This window comes from Cyclobacterium jeungdonense (genome assembly GCF_010994275.1).
Taxonomy (GTDB): domain Bacteria; phylum Bacteroidota; class Bacteroidia; order Cytophagales; family Cyclobacteriaceae; genus Cyclobacterium; species Cyclobacterium jeungdonense.
The window spans coordinates 1-18,989 of the sequence record NZ_WMCD01000019.1 but is presented as its reverse complement, the minus strand read 5'-3'; the positions used below and the strand labels follow the sequence as shown (position 1 = coordinate 18,989).

The window sequence follows — 18,989 nt, the reverse complement described above, 5'->3', positions numbered from 1 at the left end:
AAACGGGGATAATATCAAAAGTGAAGTATTAAGTTTGTGTTGAACGTAAAGCACGGAAAAAGCTATCCAAAATTCCAGAGTCATATTATTCCAACATAAAAATCTCCATACTGGATCCAGGGAATGACCCACTCCCGTAAGAATAAATAAAACTAAAAGGCAGGGATGGATTCCGTATCCGTGTGGCAGACTACCGGATCATCTACGAGATACAGGATAGCGTTCTTTTGATAGACGTCATTGATTTAGGGTATAGAAAGGATATTTGTTAAGGCACGGCGCAGTATGTTTCGGATTAGTTGTTGATTGATCGTTACCGGCTCCCTTTGAGCATTTTATCGGGATGTTGGTGGGTATCAATTATATCCGTCACTATGACCCGTTTTTCGTCTATCAGATAAATGATTTTAAAGTGGGATTCGACCAATAAATAGCGATGGCCCTGATCGAGGGATTTTAACATTTCTTCTTTCTGCCCTCTTTCCGGGTTGACAGATAAACTCCTGGCTTTTCCAAGTATTGTCTTTCGTACCTTTATAGCATAAGAATCTAATTCCAAACTTCTGAAGTGTTTACAAATTTCTTTTATTGATTCCTTGGCTGGCTCGGTGATAAAAACATTCATCCTGCTTACCAGTTTTCCGATTCTTTTTCCAGCTCCTCAATACTGATCACCCTTCCTTCTTTGATGGCTTTATTTGAGTCCCTTGCCCTGGCTACCAATTCTGACCTGGTAATGGGGCCGCCGCCCGGTTTATAACCGGCTATTGGTTCTTTCTGGGAACTCAATATATCTTTGATCTGATGTATTATCTCTATATCTTCCAGTCTTGCCAGCTGTTCTATCAGGTATAGTTTTTCTGCTTTGATGTCCATTCCTCTATCATGTATTGTCCTCATAAAGTTAACGTTTTTTTGGGATTTGTGGGTTTCATTTCAAAGGATGATATTTCAACACCGCCCTTTTCAGCTCTTAAAGCTGTGCCTGTTTGTATTTCTCCGTAGCCGACGGGTATTTGTGACCGGCGAACACCTGGACAATCCTCAGTTCGTGCTCCGACCTTAAAAGGTTCGTGATGGCACTTTGCCTGATCGTCCGGCAGGTGACCCTCCTGGGTGCATAAAGCCCCTTAAAGCTCCATGTAACCTGCTTATTGATATCTTCCGCAGTTATTGCGTTCTGATGGCTGCCGATCAGTAGTGCTTCTCTTTCATTGTCTTTTAGAAGTTCCGGCCTGACCTGGCTGAGGTACTCATGAAAAAGCATGATCTGTTTGGGTTTCTGCTGCAATTCCCTGCTGTTGGTCTTTGGCGTCCCTTTGATGTACACACTTCCGCCGGCCAGGTTCACATCGGTGATTTTCAGCTGTTCCAATTCGGTCTGTAACAGTCCCTGGTAAACCAAAAGGCCCATCAGTACCAGGTTCCGGAGCCCTGATCTGCATGACTTACAGTAACTCCGGCGTATCTCTTACCGTCGTCCCCTTTCCACTTTTCGAAATCGTCCCCCGTCTTCCTGGCAAATTGCCTGGCCTGCCTCACGTGGGTCTTCTCCCAAAACCAGGCCCCGTCAGGGTCCGTACAGTTCACCGGGCTTTTGCCCAGCATGACATAGGGAGACGCATACTGATTCTTGGGCTCCCTGCTCCAGGTCCTGCCAATCCAAGGATCATGCTGTCTGAAATGCGTCGTATAGGATTTTCCAGAACCTTTTATCTCGTCATCAGCCTCCTTGCCATTGAACCCATAACGATACATTCACCATTCTCCCCGGTCGTACGGCTGCCGTTTTACTCTAAATTTGCCACCGGCTTCACCTCTACATTAAGGGAATCGATTACATTTACTTCATACCCCAAATTGATTTCAACCTGACTCCCCTCTTCATTAAACGCTGCGGCCCCTTCCGGACTGATTTGGGTCTCCCAGGCGTAAAGACGCCTCAGATTGGGAAGCCCTACCAGATGCTCCAGGCCGGCATCACTGACCTCGGTTCCATATAGGTTTAGGGATTCCAGGTATTCCAGATCCGCTATATGAGCCAAGCCAGCATCGGTAATGCTTGTTTTTTCCACTCGTAGGCGGGTGAGGTTTTTCATTTTTCCCACTGCGACCAGCCCCTCATCCGTCAACGGCGTGTCTTTGACATCCAGCCAGGTAATTTGCTCTGGGAAGTCGGTCGCCAACCGCTGTAATACTACATTGACGGAATCCTTTGCAGACAAAGTCACCTGCAGCCAGTTGGAATCGTTGGAAAGGGACTTCACCGCAATTCCCTGCTCGGTATAGCCTTTTAATTTTTCCGGATCCGGAGGGGTGGTTCCTTCTGCCAGCAGGATCTCCACTTCGGATTTATTCGCATTGGGATCAGTTAGGGTTAGCAATACGGATTGTATCTCCTGATTTGCTTCGAGTTCGGGTACTTTTTTATCGAAGGGAGCTCCTTCGTTGATCCACCATTCCAGTAGCAATACTTGTTCGTCCGATAATTGCGATTTGCCTTTTGGGGGCATGTGGTCATCGTGATTTTGGTCCAGGTGGATACGTTTGATCATTTCGCTTTCGGCCGCATTTCCTGCCTGAAAAATGGGTCCATTTTCCCCTCCTTTCATCAGGGCCTCTTTTGTATGCATTTGCAAATCCCCCTTCTTCTTGCTGGCGTTGTGACAGGAGTTGCAGCGAATTTCCATGATGGGATGGATGATTTCGGTATACACCACGGCCTCATCCAGATTTTCTATTAATTGGGGTCCTTTTTGTTCAACCGGCATACCGGCGAGTTGTTTTATTCCATCGGGCAGGTATTGGGTCAGGTAATTTGCGCCGTGGGTCAGGGATCCGCCATAATGTCCAGCCACCGCCAGAAATACCATCATCAGGGAGAAGGAGCCCAGGTAAGCCCGGTTAAATTTCAGGTTTGCCTTCTTCTCCTTTTGGCCGTACAGCCACCAGGTACCGAAGGCAAAGAGCACCAAAAGAATTCCGGACCACTGATGAACAAATAACAAATCTTCTCCATAGTCTCCTGCCTGCGCCAGCATTAATCCCAGTATGGCTGTCACCAGAGCGGAAAGTGCTCCCAACCCCAGGACAAAGCCTATCGCCGGCTTCAGGTAGGCAAACTTTTCCCGGCGGGAAAGAAATTCCATAAGGAATCCCAGGGCTAAAAAGCCAATGGGAAGGTGTAAAAACAAGGGGTGAAACCTTCCGAAGAAGATGATGATGTCTGATGATAGCTCCATGTAATTTATGCGAATAATTTATGTATTACTTTTCCTGACACGTCCGTCAACCTAAAATCCCTTCCCTGGGCAAAATAGGTAAATTTTTCGTGATCCATACCCATCAAATGCAAAATACTTGCCTGTAAATCATGGACGTGTACTTTATCTTTTATACCATAATAGCCTATTTCATCGGTTTCACCATAAGTCAAACCTCCTTTTACACCACCTCCGGCCATCCATATTGGAAAAGCCTCGGTGTGGTGATCCCTTCCCTTGAAAGGCCATTCCATACCTCCCCTGTTTTCCTGCATGGGGGTACGCCCAAACTCCCCTCCCCATACCACAAGCGTTTCGTCCAGCAAACCGCGTTGCTTTAAATCCTTGACCAATGCCGTCATGGCCCGGTCTACCGGCTTGCACTTAATGGGGAGTCCCTCGTCAAGGGATTCCCGTTCCGCCACTCCGTGCATGTCCCAGCCCCAATCAAATAATTGCACAAAGCGAACGCCCTTTTCTACCAGCCTTCTGGCCAGCAAGCAGTTGTTGGCAAAAGAAGTTTTTCCCGGCTCGGTACCGTACATCTCGTGTATATAATCCGGCTCATCCTTAATATCCATGACGTCGGGCACGGATGTTTGCATGCGGTAGGCCATTTCGTATTGGGAGATACGGGTCAGGGTCTCCGGATCGCCAAATTCCTGGTGTTCTTTCTCATTGATCCGGTTAATGGCATCAATGGTCTGCTTCCGCAAGGACCCATCCATGCCGGAAGGATTTGAAACATAAAGGACCGGGTCTCCTTCGGACCGGCATTGGACTCCCTGGTACACGGAAGGTAAGAAGCCACTGCCCCATACGGATTTACCCGCGTCGGGCGTATTTCCTCCGGATACCAACACCATAAAACCTGGCAAATCCTCGTTTTCCGAACCCAGCCCATAGGTTACCCAGCTACCCATACTGGGCCTGCCCAATCTTGGTGAGCCCGTCTGCAACAGCAATTGTGCCGGAGCGTGGTTAAACTCATCCGTATGCATGGTTTTGATCAAGGCCACGTCATCCACAATGGTTGAAAAATGGGGTAAATTATCGGACACCATCATTCCGGATTCTCCTCTGGGTCTGAAAACAGCCTGAGGCCCCAGCATTTTGGGTATTCCCTGAATAAAGGCAAACTTTTTTCCCTCCAAAAGGGATTGAGGACAATCCTTCCCGTCCAGTTTTGCCAGTTCCGGTTTGTAATCAAACAATTCCAACTGCGAGGGCGCACCGGCCATGTGCAGGTAAATGATGCGTTTTGCCTTTGGAGCAAAGTGAGGTACCTGCCGAAGCAGGCTATCCACCTGTGATTCCACGGCTTGCACCTCACCGGACTTTTGACAACCCATCATGCCACCAAGGGCCAGTGCTCCCAATCCGGTGGTGCATTGTTTCAGAAAGTGCCTGCGGGTTTTACTCTGCAGGTATCGGTATCGTTGTTCGTCGGCTAAACTTATTCGTTTACTCATGACTTCATTAGAAATTCGTCCAGATTCATTACGGCATTTGCAACAACGGTGTATACCGCCAACTCTTTATTTTCCTCTCCTACCAACTGGCAAATGGCATCGGGCTGGATTTCAAAATAGCTTTGGCTTTGCCGAAGCAACCTACGCAAATCCCCCAATTTATCGGGGTCGATTCCTCTCCTCATCGCCAAGCTATATAATAGGGCGAGTCGCTCCTCGTCCTCTGTGTAATTCTCCAGCACTTTTCGGCCTAGTGCAATTGCAGCCTCCAGATAAACCGGATCATTTAATGTCACCAGAGCCTGAAGCGGTGTATTGGTAGCGATGCGTTTGGGCAGGCAAAATTCCCTACTTGGGGCATCAAAGGCAATAATGGAAGGATAAGGGCTGGTTCGCCTCCAAAAGGTATAAAGTGCTCTGCGGTGCTTGTCTTCCCCTTTGCTGGTTAGCCACTGGTCCCCGCTATACACTACCTGCCAGATGCCCTCCGGCTGCTCCGGCATGACGCTGGGTCCTCCCATTTTTTCGCTCAACAGACCGGAAACGGCCAACGCCTGATCTCTTATCTGCTCGGCAGTCAACCTAAGGCGGGGGCCTCTGGCCAGCCACTCGTTTAAGGGGTCCGGATCTTCCCTTTGATCTTTAAAATGGGAGGATTGGCGGTAGGTGGCAGACATCAACATTTCCTTGAGTAGCTTTTTGATATCCCATTCCAAGTCTTGTGAAAACCGCAAGGCCAACCAATCTAATAGTTCAGGATGAGTTGCTGCGTATCCCTGCGAACCAAAATCCTCCATCGAAGAGACCAAACCCCTTCCGAATAATTGTTCCCAGAGTCTATTGACCATTACGCGAGCTGTTAGCGGATTATCAGGACTAAAAAGCCACTGACTAAACCCAAGGCGGTCCGGACGATAGGCTTCGTCAAAGGGGTTCCAAATGGCAGGAACTCCCGGGGAGACCGGTTCACCTGGCACCATCCAGCTTCCTTTTTCGAAAACCCGGGTTTCACGCTGGTATCGCTGCGGAAGGGAAACCATTACAGGTGTCGTTTCTTTTTCCTCTTCCGAATTGTAAAGTTCGTAAAATGCCTTTTCAACCTTCTCGTATCCTTCCTTTTCCTCCCCGGGAAGTGCATGGTGCAATAGAACCCATTCGAAGGTACAGGTGAGGTCCTCTCCTTCTACTCCTTCGTAGGCCAGGTACAAATCATGAGTCCCCTGCATGGGTTTTACCGGGATGGATATAACCTCCATCACCGAATACGTTTCATCCTCTTTTGTTTCTTCGTTAAACCGTGTTTTGGTTTTAGGATGGACATTCCAGGATCCAATTTCCCGTCCTTTCAGGCTATCCAGCCGAAAGCTAATTTTCCCTTTTCCTTTTTCGGCTCTAACCTTAAACATGATCCGGTCTTCGCCAACAAAGGGTAAGTTCCGGGTCCTCGAAAAAATATCAGACGCTACTTTAAATGTGGACGTACCTTTCACGGGAATGCCCTTATCCATTTGTTCGAAATAATGGGGATGGATTTTAGCTTCGCCCAAACGGATCAAACGGGTAAAGTAATCCGGATGCTGTTCCTTTTGTTGACTTCCTTCTTGACTGACCCAGGTTTGAATTCTTTTCAATTTTTCCTGGTCTTCTTCTGACTTAAAATCGATCAAGACCGGAGCCTCGCTGGGAATGTCCGCATCAGCAGTCTGATTAAAAAAAGCCAGGCTACGGTAGTAATCCTCGTGTCGAATCGGATCGTAAGGATGGCTGTGACACTGCACGCATTCCATCGTCGTTCCCTGTATTACAGACCAGGTGGTATTTACCCTGTCCAACACAGCCGCGACCCGAAATTCTTCGTTATCGGTCCCACCTTCATCGTTATTCATGGTATTGCGATGGAATGCGGTGGCGATGTAGTTTTCATCGGTTGGGTTGGAGAATAAATCACCCGCAAGTTGTTCGGTGACAAACTGGTCGTAGGGCATGTTTTCGTTAAAAGCCTGGATCAGCCAGTCCCTGTATTTCCAGATCTTTCGGGGCCGGTCCGCCTCATAGCCTTTGGAGTCTGCATACCTCGCTAAATCCATCCACATAGCCGCCCATTTCTCTCCATAGGCTGGGGAATCCAGGAATCGATCCACCAGTTTCTCATACGCATTTTCAGAACTGTCTTCCAAATAGGCTTGAACCTCATCCAGATCGGGAGGCAAGCCCCGGGTATCAAAGCTAAGCCTGCGAATGAGCGAATACCTGTCCGATAAGGGGTTTGGGCGGAATTCCTTCTCCTCCAGCTTCTGCATGACAAATCGATCGATATCATTGATTACCCAGGGGTTATTCCTGTCCGGTACTTCCTGCGCCAGTGGTGGTTTGTAGGCCCAATGGTCATCCCAGACAGCACCCTGATTGACCCATTTGGTAAATAATTCGATCTCCTCTTCCGATAGGGGTTCTTCTTCCAACGGCATCCGGTATTCCGGATCCTGGTGTTTGATACGGTTGATTAGCTCACTTTTCCAGACATTTCCGGGTACGATGGCTCGCTTACCTGATTCGTTGACTGCCAGGGCTTCTTCCTCAAAAAGTAGGCTGAAGCCTCCTGACTTTTTAACCCCACCGTGGCAGGCGATGCACTTGTTGTTGACAATGGGTCGGATGTCCCGGTTATAATCGACTCGTTCTCCCAAAACGATACCAGGAACGATTTGGTGCTTGTTTTCAAGGGGTATTACCCGCAGAATCCAAACCAAAAGGCCCAGCAAAAATAGAATGGAAAAGGAATAGGTAATGTATTTTCTTTGGGTGCGCATATACAAGTATTGCCAACAGCGTCAATATCCGAAACAAAGTAATTAAAAAAGGCATGAATTCAAACTGTACCATTACCTATGGTTCATTTTATACTATTTTCGGTAAATCAGACATATTCTAACCATTTGGATGTGCGGAAAATAGGCGTTCCATGCTTTCCCTGTTTGTTTAGCTAATATTAAAAAAAGGTAAGTGCAGGAGCACCTACCTTTTCCAAAAAGAACAATTAAAAAATCACCAACTTAATCTTTAATGTATTGTCTCATCAAACTGCCGGGTGAATCATTTGCAGCCTGAATTAATTTTTTCCAGCTTTTTTGTTTTTTATCCTTTTGAAAGGTCATACTGTTTTCCCAGGGCTGTTCAACAGGAACATCAGAAAGTTGTGAATTGCCCCTCCCCCCCGTATGCTGCATCTCATGCCTTTCACAAGTCAGACATAACAGCAATACCAGAATAACATCGGGCAAAAACAACCATTTACTCTTCATGCTTATTGTTTGGCTTTTACCCTATACGAAGGCTACAGGCAAAGTGTCCTGAAAAGGTAAAATTTTATTCACTTATTTTTACTACCTCAATTTCAGGTCTTATTGGAGCCTCCATGCCCACACCTAAATAAAAATCCGTATGAGGCGGTTGATTGTATCCTACGTTTTGCCAGGCAATGCTGAGACGGTATTGGGGATTGTGCATAAGGGTCGCAAACCGGTGTGACGTAGCTTCCGTAGTGGTATAAATTCTCAGTGATTGGTTATCCTCCGTTCTGAAGATAACTTCCTCCCTCCAATCTCCAAACAAATCTGCGGACAGCGCTGGCGTGGCCTTGGAGCCATTATTCGATCCAGATCCCTCGGCGGTCAGTAAATTACGAAGCCGCTCCTCTTTATAATCCCATTTATCGATGCGATTTTCGTCCAGCAATTCTCTAAGTAGGTCTCCATCCCACCAAATGGCGAAATTGATGCTGTTTGGTTTTTCTCCAATTTCTTCTCCCTGAAAATTGTACAATCCTTCGGTTCCGTTCCACCAAAATTCTGCTCCCTCATGCCGTGGATCAATGTCGGCAGCCAACCCTCTTCCTACGTCAGTTCCCTCAGCCGCCCCCCAAATGATTTCTCCTGTGCGGGCATTGTACAAAGCCACTCCAAATCCTGTCTCGTTGGTTTCGTTTTCATGAATTCCCCAAACCAGCTGATCCGGGTAGTCCGGGTGAAAACGGCTGACGTGCAGGGCGTCCCCATGCCGGAGCCCCGTGCTGTAGCTACCGCTGCCATCATCGTCTATGGCCATCGCCCCGTAGACAACCTCATCTTTCCCATCTCCATCAATATCATTAATGCTTAAACTATGATTTCCTTGCCCGGAATAGGGGTTTTCTCTTCCCTCCGAGTCAAACACCCATCTGGATTTAAGCTCTTCTCCATCAAAATCCCAGGCAGCAACTACTGATCTGCCGTAATACCCTCTCGCCATTAGCAAGGATGGTTTTTTGCCATCCAAATAAGCAACTCCTGCCAGAAACCGGTCCACCCGGTTTCCGGTACAATCATTGCCGCCGTTTCCTCCTTCACCTCCCCATCCGCATAAATCCCCTCTGCCCGGAATGTAGTCCACGGTGGACAAGGCCTGACCCGTCTGCCCGGAAAAAACGGTCAAGTACTCAGGTCCCTGCAAAATTTTTCCATCTTCGTTTCTCCAATCCTGTGTCCCATCTCCAATTACCTTTCCTAGACCATCCCTACTGCCATCTGCCGTCTTACAGGCTATTTCGGCTATACCATCCCCATCCAGATCGTATACCATAAACTGGGTGTAGTGTGCTCCTTCTCTGATATTGATGCCCAAATTGATTTCCCAAAGCATCCTTCCCTCCAGGGAATATGCCTGGAGTATGGGCGGGTCGGTAAAGCCATTCTGAGAATTGTCTTTGGATCTTCCGCTCATGTGCACCACCAATTCATACCGACCATCTCCGGTCAGATCACCGACGGAAGTATCGTTGGGACGATAACCCTCTGGTATTTGCAAAGGAATTTCCAGGTAGGATTTTTCCCAAACTGAAATTTGCTTGCTCCGTCCCTGGGATTCGCTCTTGAGAAAATATCCGGGCTTGCGATCCAGATCAACATGGAGATCTTCAAAATAGGTTTTATTGGTTAAAGGGAAATCATTAATTTTCTCTTCCTGACCGCCTTCGTATCTCCTGAAAACGTCAAATCCGGTGTCCATGGACTCATTTCCTAACAGGCGCCAGCTTAGAAATACCCCTCCCTTACCAGTCGGCAGGCCGATCAGGCCACGGTCCAGGGCTTCCATTTGCCGTTGTCCAAGAACTGACAGACTAAGCGTAACTAGCACTATGCTGCAGGTAATTCGGAATCCATTTACAGGTATCATTTTTATTTCGTCTTCATTTTCCTCATTCCTAAAAGAGCGTTAATATACGCATTTTCAGGTAAGCCCGAAATGAACTGTATCTGCTGAAACGGCAATCCGCACCAAAATCAGACTAGTCATCCGCCGTTAAAACTCGCCTAATCAGACACCATGCTTCGAAAATATTCCGCAGGATTTCGTCCGACAAATCGTACACGAAAAACAAAAGGACAAAATCCTGGCACCTCTTTCTTATACAGGAAATGGTTTGGTAAGGAGCCCAAATCAACGCGTGGGTACCGCGGCTCGTGTTCAAGGTTTCTAAGATCGATTTCTTTCGGAAAAAAATGTCGATTAATAAACGTAAACGAAAGGTTTTCTGGCTGAATTCTTCCGGAATAGTATTTTCAAAAGGCTTTACCCACTTTAAAACGTGCCCCGGGGCCAAATTCACCATCGCTATACACATTACCAGTATGGGGTCCGACATCAAAACTGAGCATGATATAGTTTTTCCACAAACGGCTGATACCTATCGGTAGATACCCATAGGATCCTTCGGAAAAGTATCCCGCTCCCCCGATTACTCCAACATAAAAATTCACTTTCTCTGGCCTGACTGGCGAAAAATACACCTTGGGACCAATAGACACGCATATCAATCCGATGGCAACCTCTGCGGCCAGTTTTGAGGAAAATAAACGCTCGTAAGACAATCCGAGAATGGGCTCCGCGATTCCAATTTGTAGGCCGAGCACGCTTTTTACCGTTTTTAGCTGTATTGATTTTTTTGGCGCAAATACAGAAAAACCTTCTTCGGTCTTGAATTCACTATTCCTATGCTGTGAGTTGGAAGAAAGGTAAACTTGAGAATACCCTACCTGCGATAAGAGCAGAAACACGATAATGATGAATTTTTCCATTTTTTCATCAAGATGGATAATTAAAAAACGTAAAGGTTCAAAATCTTAATAATTATTTCGCCCGGGGCGGAACGAGAGAACCAAATTACATCGGTATATTCAACTCCATCCAGCCTTAGGTTCGTTAATTCCCTCCTACTGTCCACTATAGCAGGAGAAAAAGTAACGATACCTGAGATTAAAATGCTACTCAATATAGAAAAGAATTTTGCTTCCCTTTTAAGGGATAAAACACCAGTGGACAGATAATTGACACCCCCCCGCTATCTTTTTTTATCAAGGTAAAGGGTATGGGCTAGCACTAGCCTTCTTAAAACTGAATGTTTCGGATTATAACAGGCGAGTTTCGTCATGGGTATCATGTCCCACCGCAAATGTCCGATTCCATTTTGGTGCGGCAGGAACCGAAAAAACATGAATTTAATACCTTTCAACCTGGACGTCTAGCCCAATACGCTTCGCCCACCAATGGATAATCAAGGTCAAACCGAAACTCGTTTTTGCTTTCGAACCCTTCTTTGATTTCCGGAAGTCTCGGCAATAGCAAAAAAAGGACAGCCGAATCTACAACAATCGAATTTGTGCAAACACGGCAAAGGCAACTCATACTGGTTTGCGATTTCAAAATCTATATCGCTTGTGTTAGTTAAAAAAATTAAAATATTATTCGCATACTTATAAAAAGCAGATCCATACTATTGCGTAAATTACTGTCACTCACGCAACCAATTGGTGTTCCCGCCTGTACAGACAAATACAAACCCAGCAAATGTGGAAAAATACTTGTCAAATAAGCTTATAGATGGAATTTCCAAAGCAGACCGAAAGAGTCAGGAAGTGCTGTATAAGCAGTTTTACAGCTATGGAATGAGCATTTGTCTCCGTTATTCAGCAAGCAGGGAAGAAAGTGTGGAAATACTTCACGACGGCTACCTGAAAGTATTCCATTACTTTGACCGGTATGATCCCAAACGTCCTTTTACCCTTTGGTTTAGAAGAATATTGATAAACGGGGCCATCAATTACTACAAAAAAAATCAAAACCATTCCCAGAATATAGGTTTGGAGAAAGTTTCGGAAATCCCAGATCTTGGAAAAAATGCCTCTGATGATCTGAAATACATGGACATGATCCAATTAATTCAGGCGCTTCCGATGCAGTATAGAACGGTATTTAATTTATATGCGATTGAAGGATACGATCATCAGGAAATTTCGGAATTGCTAGGAATTTCTGTGGGAACGTCAAAATCAAACCTCCACAGGGCAAGACAAAAGCTGAGGGCCATGTTAACTGTTAGAAATCATGAAGAAGCAGGTATCAAAAATGACTGATAAAGAGCTGGATGATTTCTTTAAAAAATTATCCTCTGATCCTGAAATCCCCTACAATTCTCAGGACTGGGATAGGTTTGAAAAAAGGATGGCTGGCAATAAAAAAGTAGCTCGCCCTGTCAATGGGTTTAAGTGGTATTTGTTAGGCCCTCTTTTTATCGCAGGGCTTCTTTTCACAGTTTGGATGGCGGTTTCAGATGGTCCCTTTAAAACAGGAGACGAAACTCCGCTACTGTCAGCATCTTCCTTGTTGCTAACGGAATTAGATTTATATGACGATTATCGGATAAAAATCCTCGCAAAAAAAATGCCGTCAATGAAGTATGTTAAGAATAACAACGAACAGACTGCAGATGCATCCATAAAAAATCGCAGCCAAGTCCTAACCTCTGACTCTTTCCCGAAAGAGGACTTACCGGAAAGCACAGCTAAACCCATTTACCTAAAATGGGATTCAGATTCGAAATGGAACTTGTTTGAAAAATTTAACCGCATTTCTCCGGTAGAGAATAATACCGGAATTCATAAGGGCTCAGGCATTAAGTTTGCACCAAGCGAACCATTCATTCACCACCAAAATATGGCACTGGGAATAATGCTTTCACCAGATTTCAGTGCCATACAATTCGACCATTTTCCGGCTTTCGGAAGAAGCATCGGTGTTCGCCTGGATTATTCAATCAGTCGTAGATGGGGATTTTCAGTAGGCGCGCTTCATGGGCAAAAAAGGTATCGGGGCGGTGAAGGGTATTGGGAGGGGTATGACACTTCCCATCAGGCAATGATCGGAGATTGCTGGCTAATAGAGATCCCCATAAACCTGAAATATTACCCCATCAGCAAATCAAAAAACCGATGGTTTATTAGCTCAGGCTTGTCCTCTTATATCATGTTGAAAGAAAAATATTCACTAACCTATGAAAACTATAGTGGAAATAGCTACACACAGGAAATGGAAATAAATGGTGATAACCAGCATGTCTTTGGCGTGTGGAATATCGGAATGGGCTACGAACAGAAGTTAAGTAAAAAATTTACGATTCAGGCAGAGCCCTATTTCCGGGTACCCTTGGTGGGTATAGGCGCAGGAAACCTGGATCTAAAAAGCATAGGTATTTTCTTCGGTATCAACTATTACCCGTCAAATCAAATCTTAAAATTTTAAACAACAGAAATTATGAAATCGGTTCAATCAAACGTAATGCTGCTATTAGTTTTTGCGCTATTCACAATGGCCTGTGAGAAAGAGGATGAAAGTCCTCGGGTTATTCAGAAAGCGTATACATTGAATTCGGTGTCGGACCCTTCTATCCAGGGGACCGTCACGTTCACCAAAGAAAGCGAGACGAGTACCCTGATCCGCATTGAATTGGAGGGAACAACAGCGGGAGATGCTCATCCTGCCCATGTTCATCGAAATTCAGCCAGTGATGGTGGGGGGATTGCAATTGGATTAAATGACGTCGCAGGTGCAACAGGCGTTAGTGAAACAGTGGTCACTCAAATGGGTGACGGTACACCAATTGATTATGAGGGGCTGTTGAATTTCGACGGTCATGTTAACGTGCATCTAAGTGCTACCTCCATGTCGACGCTAATTGCTCGTGGCGATATTGGCAGTAATAGCCAGGCAAACAATGATTCTAACCCTAATGATACCACCAATGATGACTATTAAAAACTACCTTTTACCGGGTTTCCTGGTAATTCTTTCGTGTTCTTTTCTAGCCTGTACGAGTGAAAATGAGGAGGATATAGAACCTGATGACCAGGAGGAACGGTGCGTCGAATCGGTATCACTATCAAATGACATAATTCCGATTATCAATCAAAACTGTGCCATTTCAGGATGCCATGTGTCAGGAACCAATCGCGTAAACCTAACACTCAAAGAAAATATTCTTCAACACGCAGACCAGATCAAAAACTTTACCCAAAGTGATTACATGCCGCCTGGGAGTTCCGGAAAACAACTTAGCGAATCTCAAAAAGAAAACATCTTTTGTTGGGTAGATCAAGGTGCCTTGGATAATTAAACCTTTATGAAAAATATAATTTTAACGATCTTTTGTCTGCTTACCCTGGTCACGGCCAGGGCGCAGAATTACAAAACGGAAACAGGAGAGGTAGTATTCTTTAGCAGTGCCCCTGTAGAGGACATTAAGGCAAAGAATAATGCGGTAACTGGGTTGTTCAACACGGAAACGGGAAGTCTTGCCTTCCTGGTTCCTATAAAAGCTTTCCGCTTTCCAAAATCCCTGATGCAGCAACACTTCAACGAAAAATTTATGGAGTCCGATACGTATCCTGAAGCTACATTCGACGGAAAACTAACCGGCTACAGCCAATCCGAAACCGGATCTCAGGATGCTCGCGCCAAAGGAAAACTGACGATTCATGGTGTCACGGTTAATTACGACATTTCGGGTACGCTTCTAATCGAGGGTGACCAGATTAAAATGGAAGCGGTGTTCCCGGTTAAGCTGGAAGACCATGATATTCAGATTCCCTCCGTTCTGTTTTACAATATCGCAGAGGAGGTAGAAGTAACTGCCAATTTTGTATTTGAAGAAATCAAAAAATGATACGCAAAGCCCTACTCCTTTTCTTCTTAATGTCCAATTTTTTCCTTCCTGCTGGAGCCCAGGAGAATCTATTGGATCAACTGAAGTCAGAAAGTAAAACCGACCCCGACTGGAAGCGTCCAACCTCTACGTTCAAAGCAGTCAGGCTAATCAATGGTCACACAGTGGAAACCCGAAGAAAAGGGAATTTGGAATTCCTGATTTCACACCGTTTCGGAAGAGTCAATACCGGAGCCTATCAATTTTTCGGTATGGATCAGGCAAACATGAGGTTGGGCCTGGATTATTCATTAGAGGAATGGCTTACACTAGGGATTGGAAGAAATTCGTTTAACAAAATGTATGATGGATTCGTCAAAATCGGCATTCACCGCCAGGGTCAGTCTAAAACAAACCTTCCGATCTCCATAGTCTGGGTTTCGAATACATCCGTCAATACGTTACGCAGACCAGAGTTACCCATGAACCTGGAACGAAGATTACGCTATTCCCATCAATTTCTTTTAGCAAGCAAATTGAATCAGCTGGCGGCCATTCAGTTGATGCCTACTTACGTTCATCAAAACCTCGTCAGAGAAAGAAATGGAGAAAATGGCCTTTTCGCCCTGGGAGCTGGTGCAAGCTATAGAATTACCAGAAGTGTCCACCTAACCATGGAATATTACCATCGTTTTACCAACGGGAATAACGGCAACACTAATCCCGTTTCTTTTGGGGTGGATATCGAAACGGGTGGCCATGTTTTTCAACTGCACATTACCAACAGCCAGGAAATGACAGAAACCGGGTTTATTCCTTCTACTACAGGTGATTTTTTTAATGGAGATATCCATTTTGGTTTTAATATCACCCGTAATTTCCAATTGCGTAAACCTAACTAAATCAAACAGCCGCTTATTTCAACATGGGCTTGGCCCTTTTGCAAAACTGGATGGACAGGCCCCAGGGGTCTCGGAGCATTAGCAGGCGTGTTCCATCCTCCAATGTATCGTCACTCACTAGTTCCGCCCCTGCTTCTACCAATCGTTTTTTTTCCTCCTCTGGGTTTTCTGATACAAATGCCAGATGAAGCATCAGCGGGTCCAGCTTGGCATATTCCAATACCGGAGCCTTGGCATTTTGATATAGTTCGATCATTACTTTGCCGCTATCGTCGGCCAAAAAGGTCATGAAAGGGGCGTTGGCCATTTTCTTAACGACCTTTAAGCCCAGGTTTTTCTCATACCAATCGGAAACGGCTTGTGGATGCTTTACATTTAATGCAATATGTTCAATTTTCATAAACGGAAATTAGATTGTTTAATTGGGTGATTTTGGGAAAGATACTAAAAACCCCTCCATTGCCCAATATGAGCGGTATGGAGGGGAAAAATTAATGATTTATGCGCGGTTCGGACTCGGTTCGATGCTGGTTAGATCAGCTATTTTTACCGGACCCTTACTATGAATACTGTTTCTGGCCGCCACACCGATAAGCACGGACATGACGCCATCTCTTATTCCTGCTGCATGGTTGTAGGGATCCGCTGCCTCCGGATTTTTGAAAATTTTGTCATGCAGCCTTTTATCTCCACCCCCGTGGCCTCCACGTTCACTTACCACCTGTATGATCTGAGGTTCTTCCCAATTTTTGTGCAACACAAGAGGTTCCCGGTGCATGTCATCACTTACATTCTGGTTCATTTCGGCAGCATGTAGTGCTTCCTGATCCATGGTTTCATTACTCATGAACGGAATATCCAGCCAGGCGTCGATTCTTCCATTCTGCCCGTTGAAGGCTATTTTCCACCCTTCGTAAGGACTGTAGGTTGTCAGGGAATAGTTAACTACCGCATTGTTAGCATATTTAATATTGGCAGACATTTTATCGTAAATATCAATCTCATGCCTATACACACAACCATCACGGAAATACCCATCATGATGCTCGTTTTCCACATATAATTTCATGTCCCTGGAACTTTTGGTAATATCCCAGTAATACTTACAGTCATCTTTGTGGGCGCAAGATCGGCAATTTTTACCTCTGAAAGGCCCGTTGCTTCCGTAATGTTCCAGATCACCATAAGCAAATACTTCCTCTGGATCCGAATCCAACCACCAGTTTAACAAGTCAAAATGATGAGTCGCTTTGTGAACCCATAGTGATCCACTATTTTTAGTCACACCGTGCCATCTACGGAAATAGGAAGCACCATGGTGAATATTGAGATACCAATGAAAATCAACCGAGGTAATTTCCCCAATTTCTTTGTTTTGAAGCAATTCTTTGATTTTGGTGATGTAAGGACTCCATCGGTAATTAAAACCTACGATCAGGTTTTTACTGGATTTTTCTTCCGCATCAAGGATTTGCTGACACTTGTTTTCGTCAGTAGTGAGTGGCTTTTCTGTAAGCACATCGCTTCCTGCTTCCAGCCCCTTGATAATAAATTCATGGTGTGTGGAATCCATCGTAGTCACGATCAGTAAATCCGGCTTGGTACTAACCATCATCTCATCAAAATCAACAAATGTGGGGCAATCCACTTTCATGTAATCCAGCGCGTAGTCCAGTCTTCCCGGATTAATATCACTCAGGCCTACAAATTCCAGAATATCTGAATATTGCTCTACCAGTCTTCTTCCCCAAAAGGAAGTTCCTCTTACTCCCGTCCCCACCAGCGCTACTCTAAGCTTTCTCTTCATTCCAAATCCCATCAGGGGTGTACTCACGGCAGTTCCGGCAGCCAGCAAACTTACCGCATGCAGAAATGACCTTCTTGAAAATTTATTTTCCATGGCTAATAATTGGTTATAACGATCGAATCTAAAGGTTAACAACTAAGAATAAACCCATTCTGCGCAATCGATTGCATAATAATTAAAATTTAAGAATTTGGCAACTATTTTCTCTGCTAATAGAAATCAAACGTCGTCATATAGTTGACATTGAAACAGTATATTATATTTATAAAACTTATTTAAATACTAGTATTGAAATTAAATATTATTAAACATAATTTTTACAGATTAAAACTCTAAACAAAATACCTTTACAAATTCTGATAGATGTACTTATTTATAATCATTTTACGTTGATTACAGAGTTGTAGGGTTTGGTTTGGCCCACAATACGCTTAAATTGCTTTTCAATAGTAATTCCTGCTACCAAAGTTGATGGCAGGCTTTTTTCACCAAATTAACCATCTCCATGAATAGAAAACTTAAATGGGGCGTTTTAGGCGCTGCAAAAATAGCCCGGGAAAAAGTAATCCCTGCCATGCAAAACAGTCATCATTACGAAATATACGGACTGGCATCCAGAGACCCTGAAAGAGCCCGCTCCGTCGCCAATGAGCTGGGAATTCCGAAAATCTATGGGTCTTATGAGGAATTGATCCAGGATCCAGACATCGACGTGGTCTATAACCCGCTTCCCAACGACCTGCACGTGCCTTACACGCTTCAATGCATCAATGCAGGTAAGCACGTGCTCTGTGAAAAGCCCCTCGCACTGGATGCAGAAGAAATCGACGATCTCATCAGAGCTCGTGATAAGAAAGGTGTAAAAGTGGGTGAAGCCTTTATGGTTGCTTCAAATCCTCAATGGATCAAAGCGAGAGAACTGGTACGTAAAGGGTACCTTGGAAAAGTAAAAGCGATACAGGGTTTTTTTAGCTATTTCAACGTACAGGAGGATAATATCCGAAACATTCAGGAAAAAGGAGGTGGCGGCATATGGGACATTGGCTGTTATCCGGTATTTACCTCCCGTTTTGTTTTGGAAAAAGAACCCGGGAGATTGGTTTCCATGCTGGAATACGATCCCCAATTCAGAACAGATAAACTCGGATCCGTATTAATTGACTACCATGAAATCCAGATGACTTTTACCGTCAGCACCCAGCTTACTCCTTACCAGCGCATGCTTTTCTATGGGGAGGAAAAGATCTTGGAGGTCCGAATTCCCTTCAATGCGCCTTCAGACCAAGGCAATGAGTTGTACATCCATGACGGGAACTTTCTGCAACCCAACCCGGAAAAAATTGTGCTTCCCACCACCAATCAGTATACGGCCCAGGCTGATGACTTTTCACGCGCTATATTGGAAAACACAGCGGTCCCCGTTTCTTTGGAAAATGCCCGTGCGAACACCCGTGTGCTTCAGGCCATTTTTGAGTCCGATCAGTACGAAAAATGGGTTGCTATTGATTGATTTCCCCGGAGGCATTATGGCGG

At 45.0% G+C, this 18,989-nt stretch carries 20 protein-coding genes; 8 read left to right on the top strand and 12 right to left on the bottom strand.

The genetic code is table 11. The features are described 5' to 3' along the window. The first annotated feature begins 146 nt into the window (after positions 1-146). Positions 147-272 carry a type II toxin-antitoxin system RelE family toxin gene (locus tag GKS34_RS23810; protein WP_163387426.1) on the top strand — a complete coding sequence of 42 codons (126 nt, stop codon included), beginning with the start codon at positions 147-149 and terminating at the stop codon, positions 270-272. Between the two features lie 41 nt (positions 273-313). On the opposite strand, the gene GKS34_RS22845 is transcribed toward GKS34_RS23810, so the two are convergent. The 10 genes from GKS34_RS22845 to GKS34_RS22800 all read right to left on the bottom strand — a co-directional run bounded on the left by GKS34_RS22845 (position 314) and on the right by GKS34_RS22800 (position 10,848). Next, positions 314-625, bottom strand: coding sequence for a type II toxin-antitoxin system RelE/ParE family toxin (locus GKS34_RS22845; protein ID WP_163387410.1), 312 nt, complete (start codon positions 623-625; stop codon positions 314-316). A gap of 5 nt (positions 626-630) precedes the next feature. After that, positions 631-900 (bottom strand): hypothetical protein, encoded by a 270-nt coding sequence (locus tag GKS34_RS22840; protein ID WP_240459432.1) that lies wholly within the window; start codon positions 898-900, stop codon positions 631-633. 73 nt (positions 901-973) lie between these two features. Next, positions 974-1,414 carry a tyrosine-type recombinase/integrase gene (locus tag GKS34_RS22835; RefSeq protein ID WP_163387408.1) on the bottom strand — a complete coding sequence of 147 codons (441 nt, stop codon included), beginning with the start codon at positions 1,412-1,414 and terminating at the stop codon, positions 974-976. Beyond that, a complete protein-coding gene (locus GKS34_RS22830) occupies positions 1,414-1,758 on the bottom strand; it encodes an RHS repeat-associated core domain-containing protein (RefSeq protein WP_163387406.1) in 345 nt (114 codons plus the stop codon). The genes GKS34_RS22835 and GKS34_RS22830 overlap by 1 nt, the downstream gene beginning before the upstream one ends. A 32-nt stretch (positions 1,759-1,790) precedes the next feature. Then, positions 1,791-3,242 carry a c-type cytochrome domain-containing protein gene (locus GKS34_RS22825; protein ID WP_163387404.1) on the bottom strand — a complete coding sequence of 484 codons (1,452 nt, stop codon included), beginning with the start codon at positions 3,240-3,242 and terminating at the stop codon, positions 1,791-1,793. 5 nt (positions 3,243-3,247) lie between these two features. Next, positions 3,248-4,735 carry a DUF1501 domain-containing protein gene (locus tag GKS34_RS22820; protein ID WP_163387402.1) on the bottom strand — a complete coding sequence of 496 codons (1,488 nt, stop codon included), beginning with the start codon at positions 4,733-4,735 and terminating at the stop codon, positions 3,248-3,250. Then, a complete protein-coding gene (locus GKS34_RS22815) occupies positions 4,732-7,545 on the bottom strand; it encodes a DUF1553 domain-containing protein (protein WP_163387400.1) in 2,814 nt (937 codons plus the stop codon). Before GKS34_RS22815 ends, GKS34_RS22820 begins: the two co-directional genes overlap by 4 nt. Positions 7,546-7,788: 243 nt before the next feature. Next, entirely contained in the window at positions 7,789-8,037 is a 249-nt protein-coding gene (locus GKS34_RS22810; protein ID WP_163387398.1) for a hypothetical protein, read from the bottom strand. 64 nt (positions 8,038-8,101) lie between these two features. After that, a complete protein-coding gene (locus GKS34_RS22805; protein WP_205602135.1) occupies positions 8,102-9,946 on the bottom strand; it encodes a rhamnogalacturonan lyase in 1,845 nt (614 codons plus the stop codon). Positions 9,947-10,332: 386 nt separating this feature from the next. Next, positions 10,333-10,848 (bottom strand): hypothetical protein, encoded by a 516-nt coding sequence (locus GKS34_RS22800; protein ID WP_163387396.1) that lies wholly within the window; start codon positions 10,846-10,848, stop codon positions 10,333-10,335. A 771-nt stretch (positions 10,849-11,619) separates the two neighbouring features. Between GKS34_RS22800 and GKS34_RS22795 the strand changes: the two genes are divergently transcribed. From GKS34_RS22795 to GKS34_RS22770, 6 genes are read left to right on the top strand one after another with little or no spacing between them, the layout of a single operon-like run. Continuing rightward, complete coding sequence (locus tag GKS34_RS22795) at positions 11,620-12,183, top strand: RNA polymerase sigma factor (RefSeq protein WP_240459431.1); 564 nt, start codon at positions 11,620-11,622, stop codon at positions 12,181-12,183. After that, positions 12,155-13,348 carry an outer membrane beta-barrel protein gene (locus tag GKS34_RS22790; RefSeq protein WP_163387394.1) on the top strand — a complete coding sequence of 398 codons (1,194 nt, stop codon included), beginning with the start codon at positions 12,155-12,157 and terminating at the stop codon, positions 13,346-13,348. The genes GKS34_RS22795 and GKS34_RS22790 overlap by 29 nt, the downstream gene beginning before the upstream one ends. A 12-nt stretch (positions 13,349-13,360) precedes the next feature. Then, positions 13,361-13,861 carry a CHRD domain-containing protein gene (locus GKS34_RS22785; protein WP_163387392.1) on the top strand — a complete coding sequence of 167 codons (501 nt, stop codon included), beginning with the start codon at positions 13,361-13,363 and terminating at the stop codon, positions 13,859-13,861. Beyond that, complete coding sequence (locus GKS34_RS22780) at positions 13,848-14,219, top strand: 2-polyprenyl-6-methoxyphenol hydroxylase (RefSeq protein ID WP_240459430.1); 372 nt, start codon at positions 13,848-13,850, stop codon at positions 14,217-14,219. Before GKS34_RS22785 ends, GKS34_RS22780 begins: the two co-directional genes overlap by 14 nt. Before the next feature lie 6 nt (positions 14,220-14,225). Beyond that, a complete protein-coding gene (locus GKS34_RS22775; RefSeq protein WP_163387390.1) occupies positions 14,226-14,768 on the top strand; it encodes a YceI family protein in 543 nt (180 codons plus the stop codon). Next, positions 14,765-15,649, top strand: coding sequence for a DUF5777 family beta-barrel protein (locus tag GKS34_RS22770; protein WP_163387388.1), 885 nt, complete (start codon positions 14,765-14,767; stop codon positions 15,647-15,649). The genes GKS34_RS22775 and GKS34_RS22770 overlap by 4 nt, the downstream gene beginning before the upstream one ends. Positions 15,650-15,662: 13 nt before the next feature. Here GKS34_RS22770 and GKS34_RS22765 read toward each other — a convergent pair whose 3' ends face one another. Both GKS34_RS22765 and GKS34_RS22760 read right to left on the bottom strand, forming a co-directional pair. Beyond that, complete coding sequence (locus GKS34_RS22765) at positions 15,663-16,049, bottom strand: VOC family protein (protein ID WP_163387386.1); 387 nt, start codon at positions 16,047-16,049, stop codon at positions 15,663-15,665. Between the two features lie 99 nt (positions 16,050-16,148). Beyond that, complete coding sequence (locus GKS34_RS22760) at positions 16,149-17,549, bottom strand: Gfo/Idh/MocA family oxidoreductase (RefSeq protein WP_163387384.1); 1,401 nt, start codon at positions 17,547-17,549, stop codon at positions 16,149-16,151. Between the two features lie 412 nt (positions 17,550-17,961). On the opposite strand from GKS34_RS22760, the gene GKS34_RS22755 reads away from it, so the two are divergent. After that, positions 17,962-18,966, top strand: a complete 1,005-nt coding sequence (locus GKS34_RS22755; protein WP_163387383.1) for a Gfo/Idh/MocA family protein — start codon at positions 17,962-17,964, stop codon at positions 18,964-18,966. Positions 18,967-18,989 lie beyond the last annotated feature (23 nt).

What these genes read in the sequence shown, in the direction of transcription:
- GKS34_RS22780 (WP_240459430.1), top strand. Translation starts at nt 13,848, where the DNA reads ATGATGACTATTAAAAACTACCTTTTACCGGGTTTCCTGGTAATTCTT.
- GKS34_RS22815 (WP_163387400.1), bottom strand. Translation starts at nt 7,545, where the DNA reads ATGCGCACCCAAAGAAAATACATTACCTATTCCTTTTCCATTCTATTT.
- GKS34_RS22835 (WP_163387408.1), bottom strand. Translation starts at nt 1,414, where the DNA reads ATGGGCCTTTTGGTTTACCAGGGACTGTTACAGACCGAATTGGAACAG.
- GKS34_RS22810 (WP_163387398.1), bottom strand. Translation starts at nt 8,037, where the DNA reads ATGAAGAGTAAATGGTTGTTTTTGCCCGATGTTATTCTGGTATTGCTG.
- GKS34_RS22785 (WP_163387392.1), top strand. Translation starts at nt 13,361, where the DNA reads ATGAAATCGGTTCAATCAAACGTAATGCTGCTATTAGTTTTTGCGCTA.
- GKS34_RS22765 (WP_163387386.1), bottom strand. Translation starts at nt 16,049, where the DNA reads ATGAAAATTGAACATATTGCATTAAATGTAAAGCATCCACAAGCCGTT.
- GKS34_RS22755 (WP_163387383.1), top strand. Translation starts at nt 17,962, where the DNA reads ATGAATAGAAAACTTAAATGGGGCGTTTTAGGCGCTGCAAAAATAGCC.
- GKS34_RS22770 (WP_163387388.1), top strand. Translation starts at nt 14,765, where the DNA reads ATGATACGCAAAGCCCTACTCCTTTTCTTCTTAATGTCCAATTTTTTC.
- GKS34_RS22800 (WP_163387396.1), bottom strand. Translation starts at nt 10,848, where the DNA reads ATGGAAAAATTCATCATTATCGTGTTTCTGCTCTTATCGCAGGTAGGG.
- GKS34_RS22840 (WP_240459432.1), bottom strand. Translation starts at nt 900, where the DNA reads ATGAGGACAATACATGATAGAGGAATGGACATCAAAGCAGAAAAACTA.
- GKS34_RS22760 (WP_163387384.1), bottom strand. Translation starts at nt 17,549, where the DNA reads ATGGAAAATAAATTTTCAAGAAGGTCATTTCTGCATGCGGTAAGTTTG.
- GKS34_RS22825 (WP_163387404.1), bottom strand. Translation starts at nt 3,242, where the DNA reads ATGGAGCTATCATCAGACATCATCATCTTCTTCGGAAGGTTTCACCCC.
- GKS34_RS22775 (WP_163387390.1), top strand. Translation starts at nt 14,226, where the DNA reads ATGAAAAATATAATTTTAACGATCTTTTGTCTGCTTACCCTGGTCACG.
- GKS34_RS22845 (WP_163387410.1), bottom strand. Translation starts at nt 625, where the DNA reads ATGAATGTTTTTATCACCGAGCCAGCCAAGGAATCAATAAAAGAAATT.
- GKS34_RS22805 (WP_205602135.1), bottom strand. Translation starts at nt 9,946, where the DNA reads ATGATACCTGTAAATGGATTCCGAATTACCTGCAGCATAGTGCTAGTT.
- GKS34_RS22820 (WP_163387402.1), bottom strand. Translation starts at nt 4,735, where the DNA reads ATGAGTAAACGAATAAGTTTAGCCGACGAACAACGATACCGATACCTG.
- GKS34_RS22830 (WP_163387406.1), bottom strand. Translation starts at nt 1,758, where the DNA reads ATGTATCGTTATGGGTTCAATGGCAAGGAGGCTGATGACGAGATAAAA.
- GKS34_RS22790 (WP_163387394.1), top strand. Translation starts at nt 12,155, where the DNA reads ATGAAGAAGCAGGTATCAAAAATGACTGATAAAGAGCTGGATGATTTC.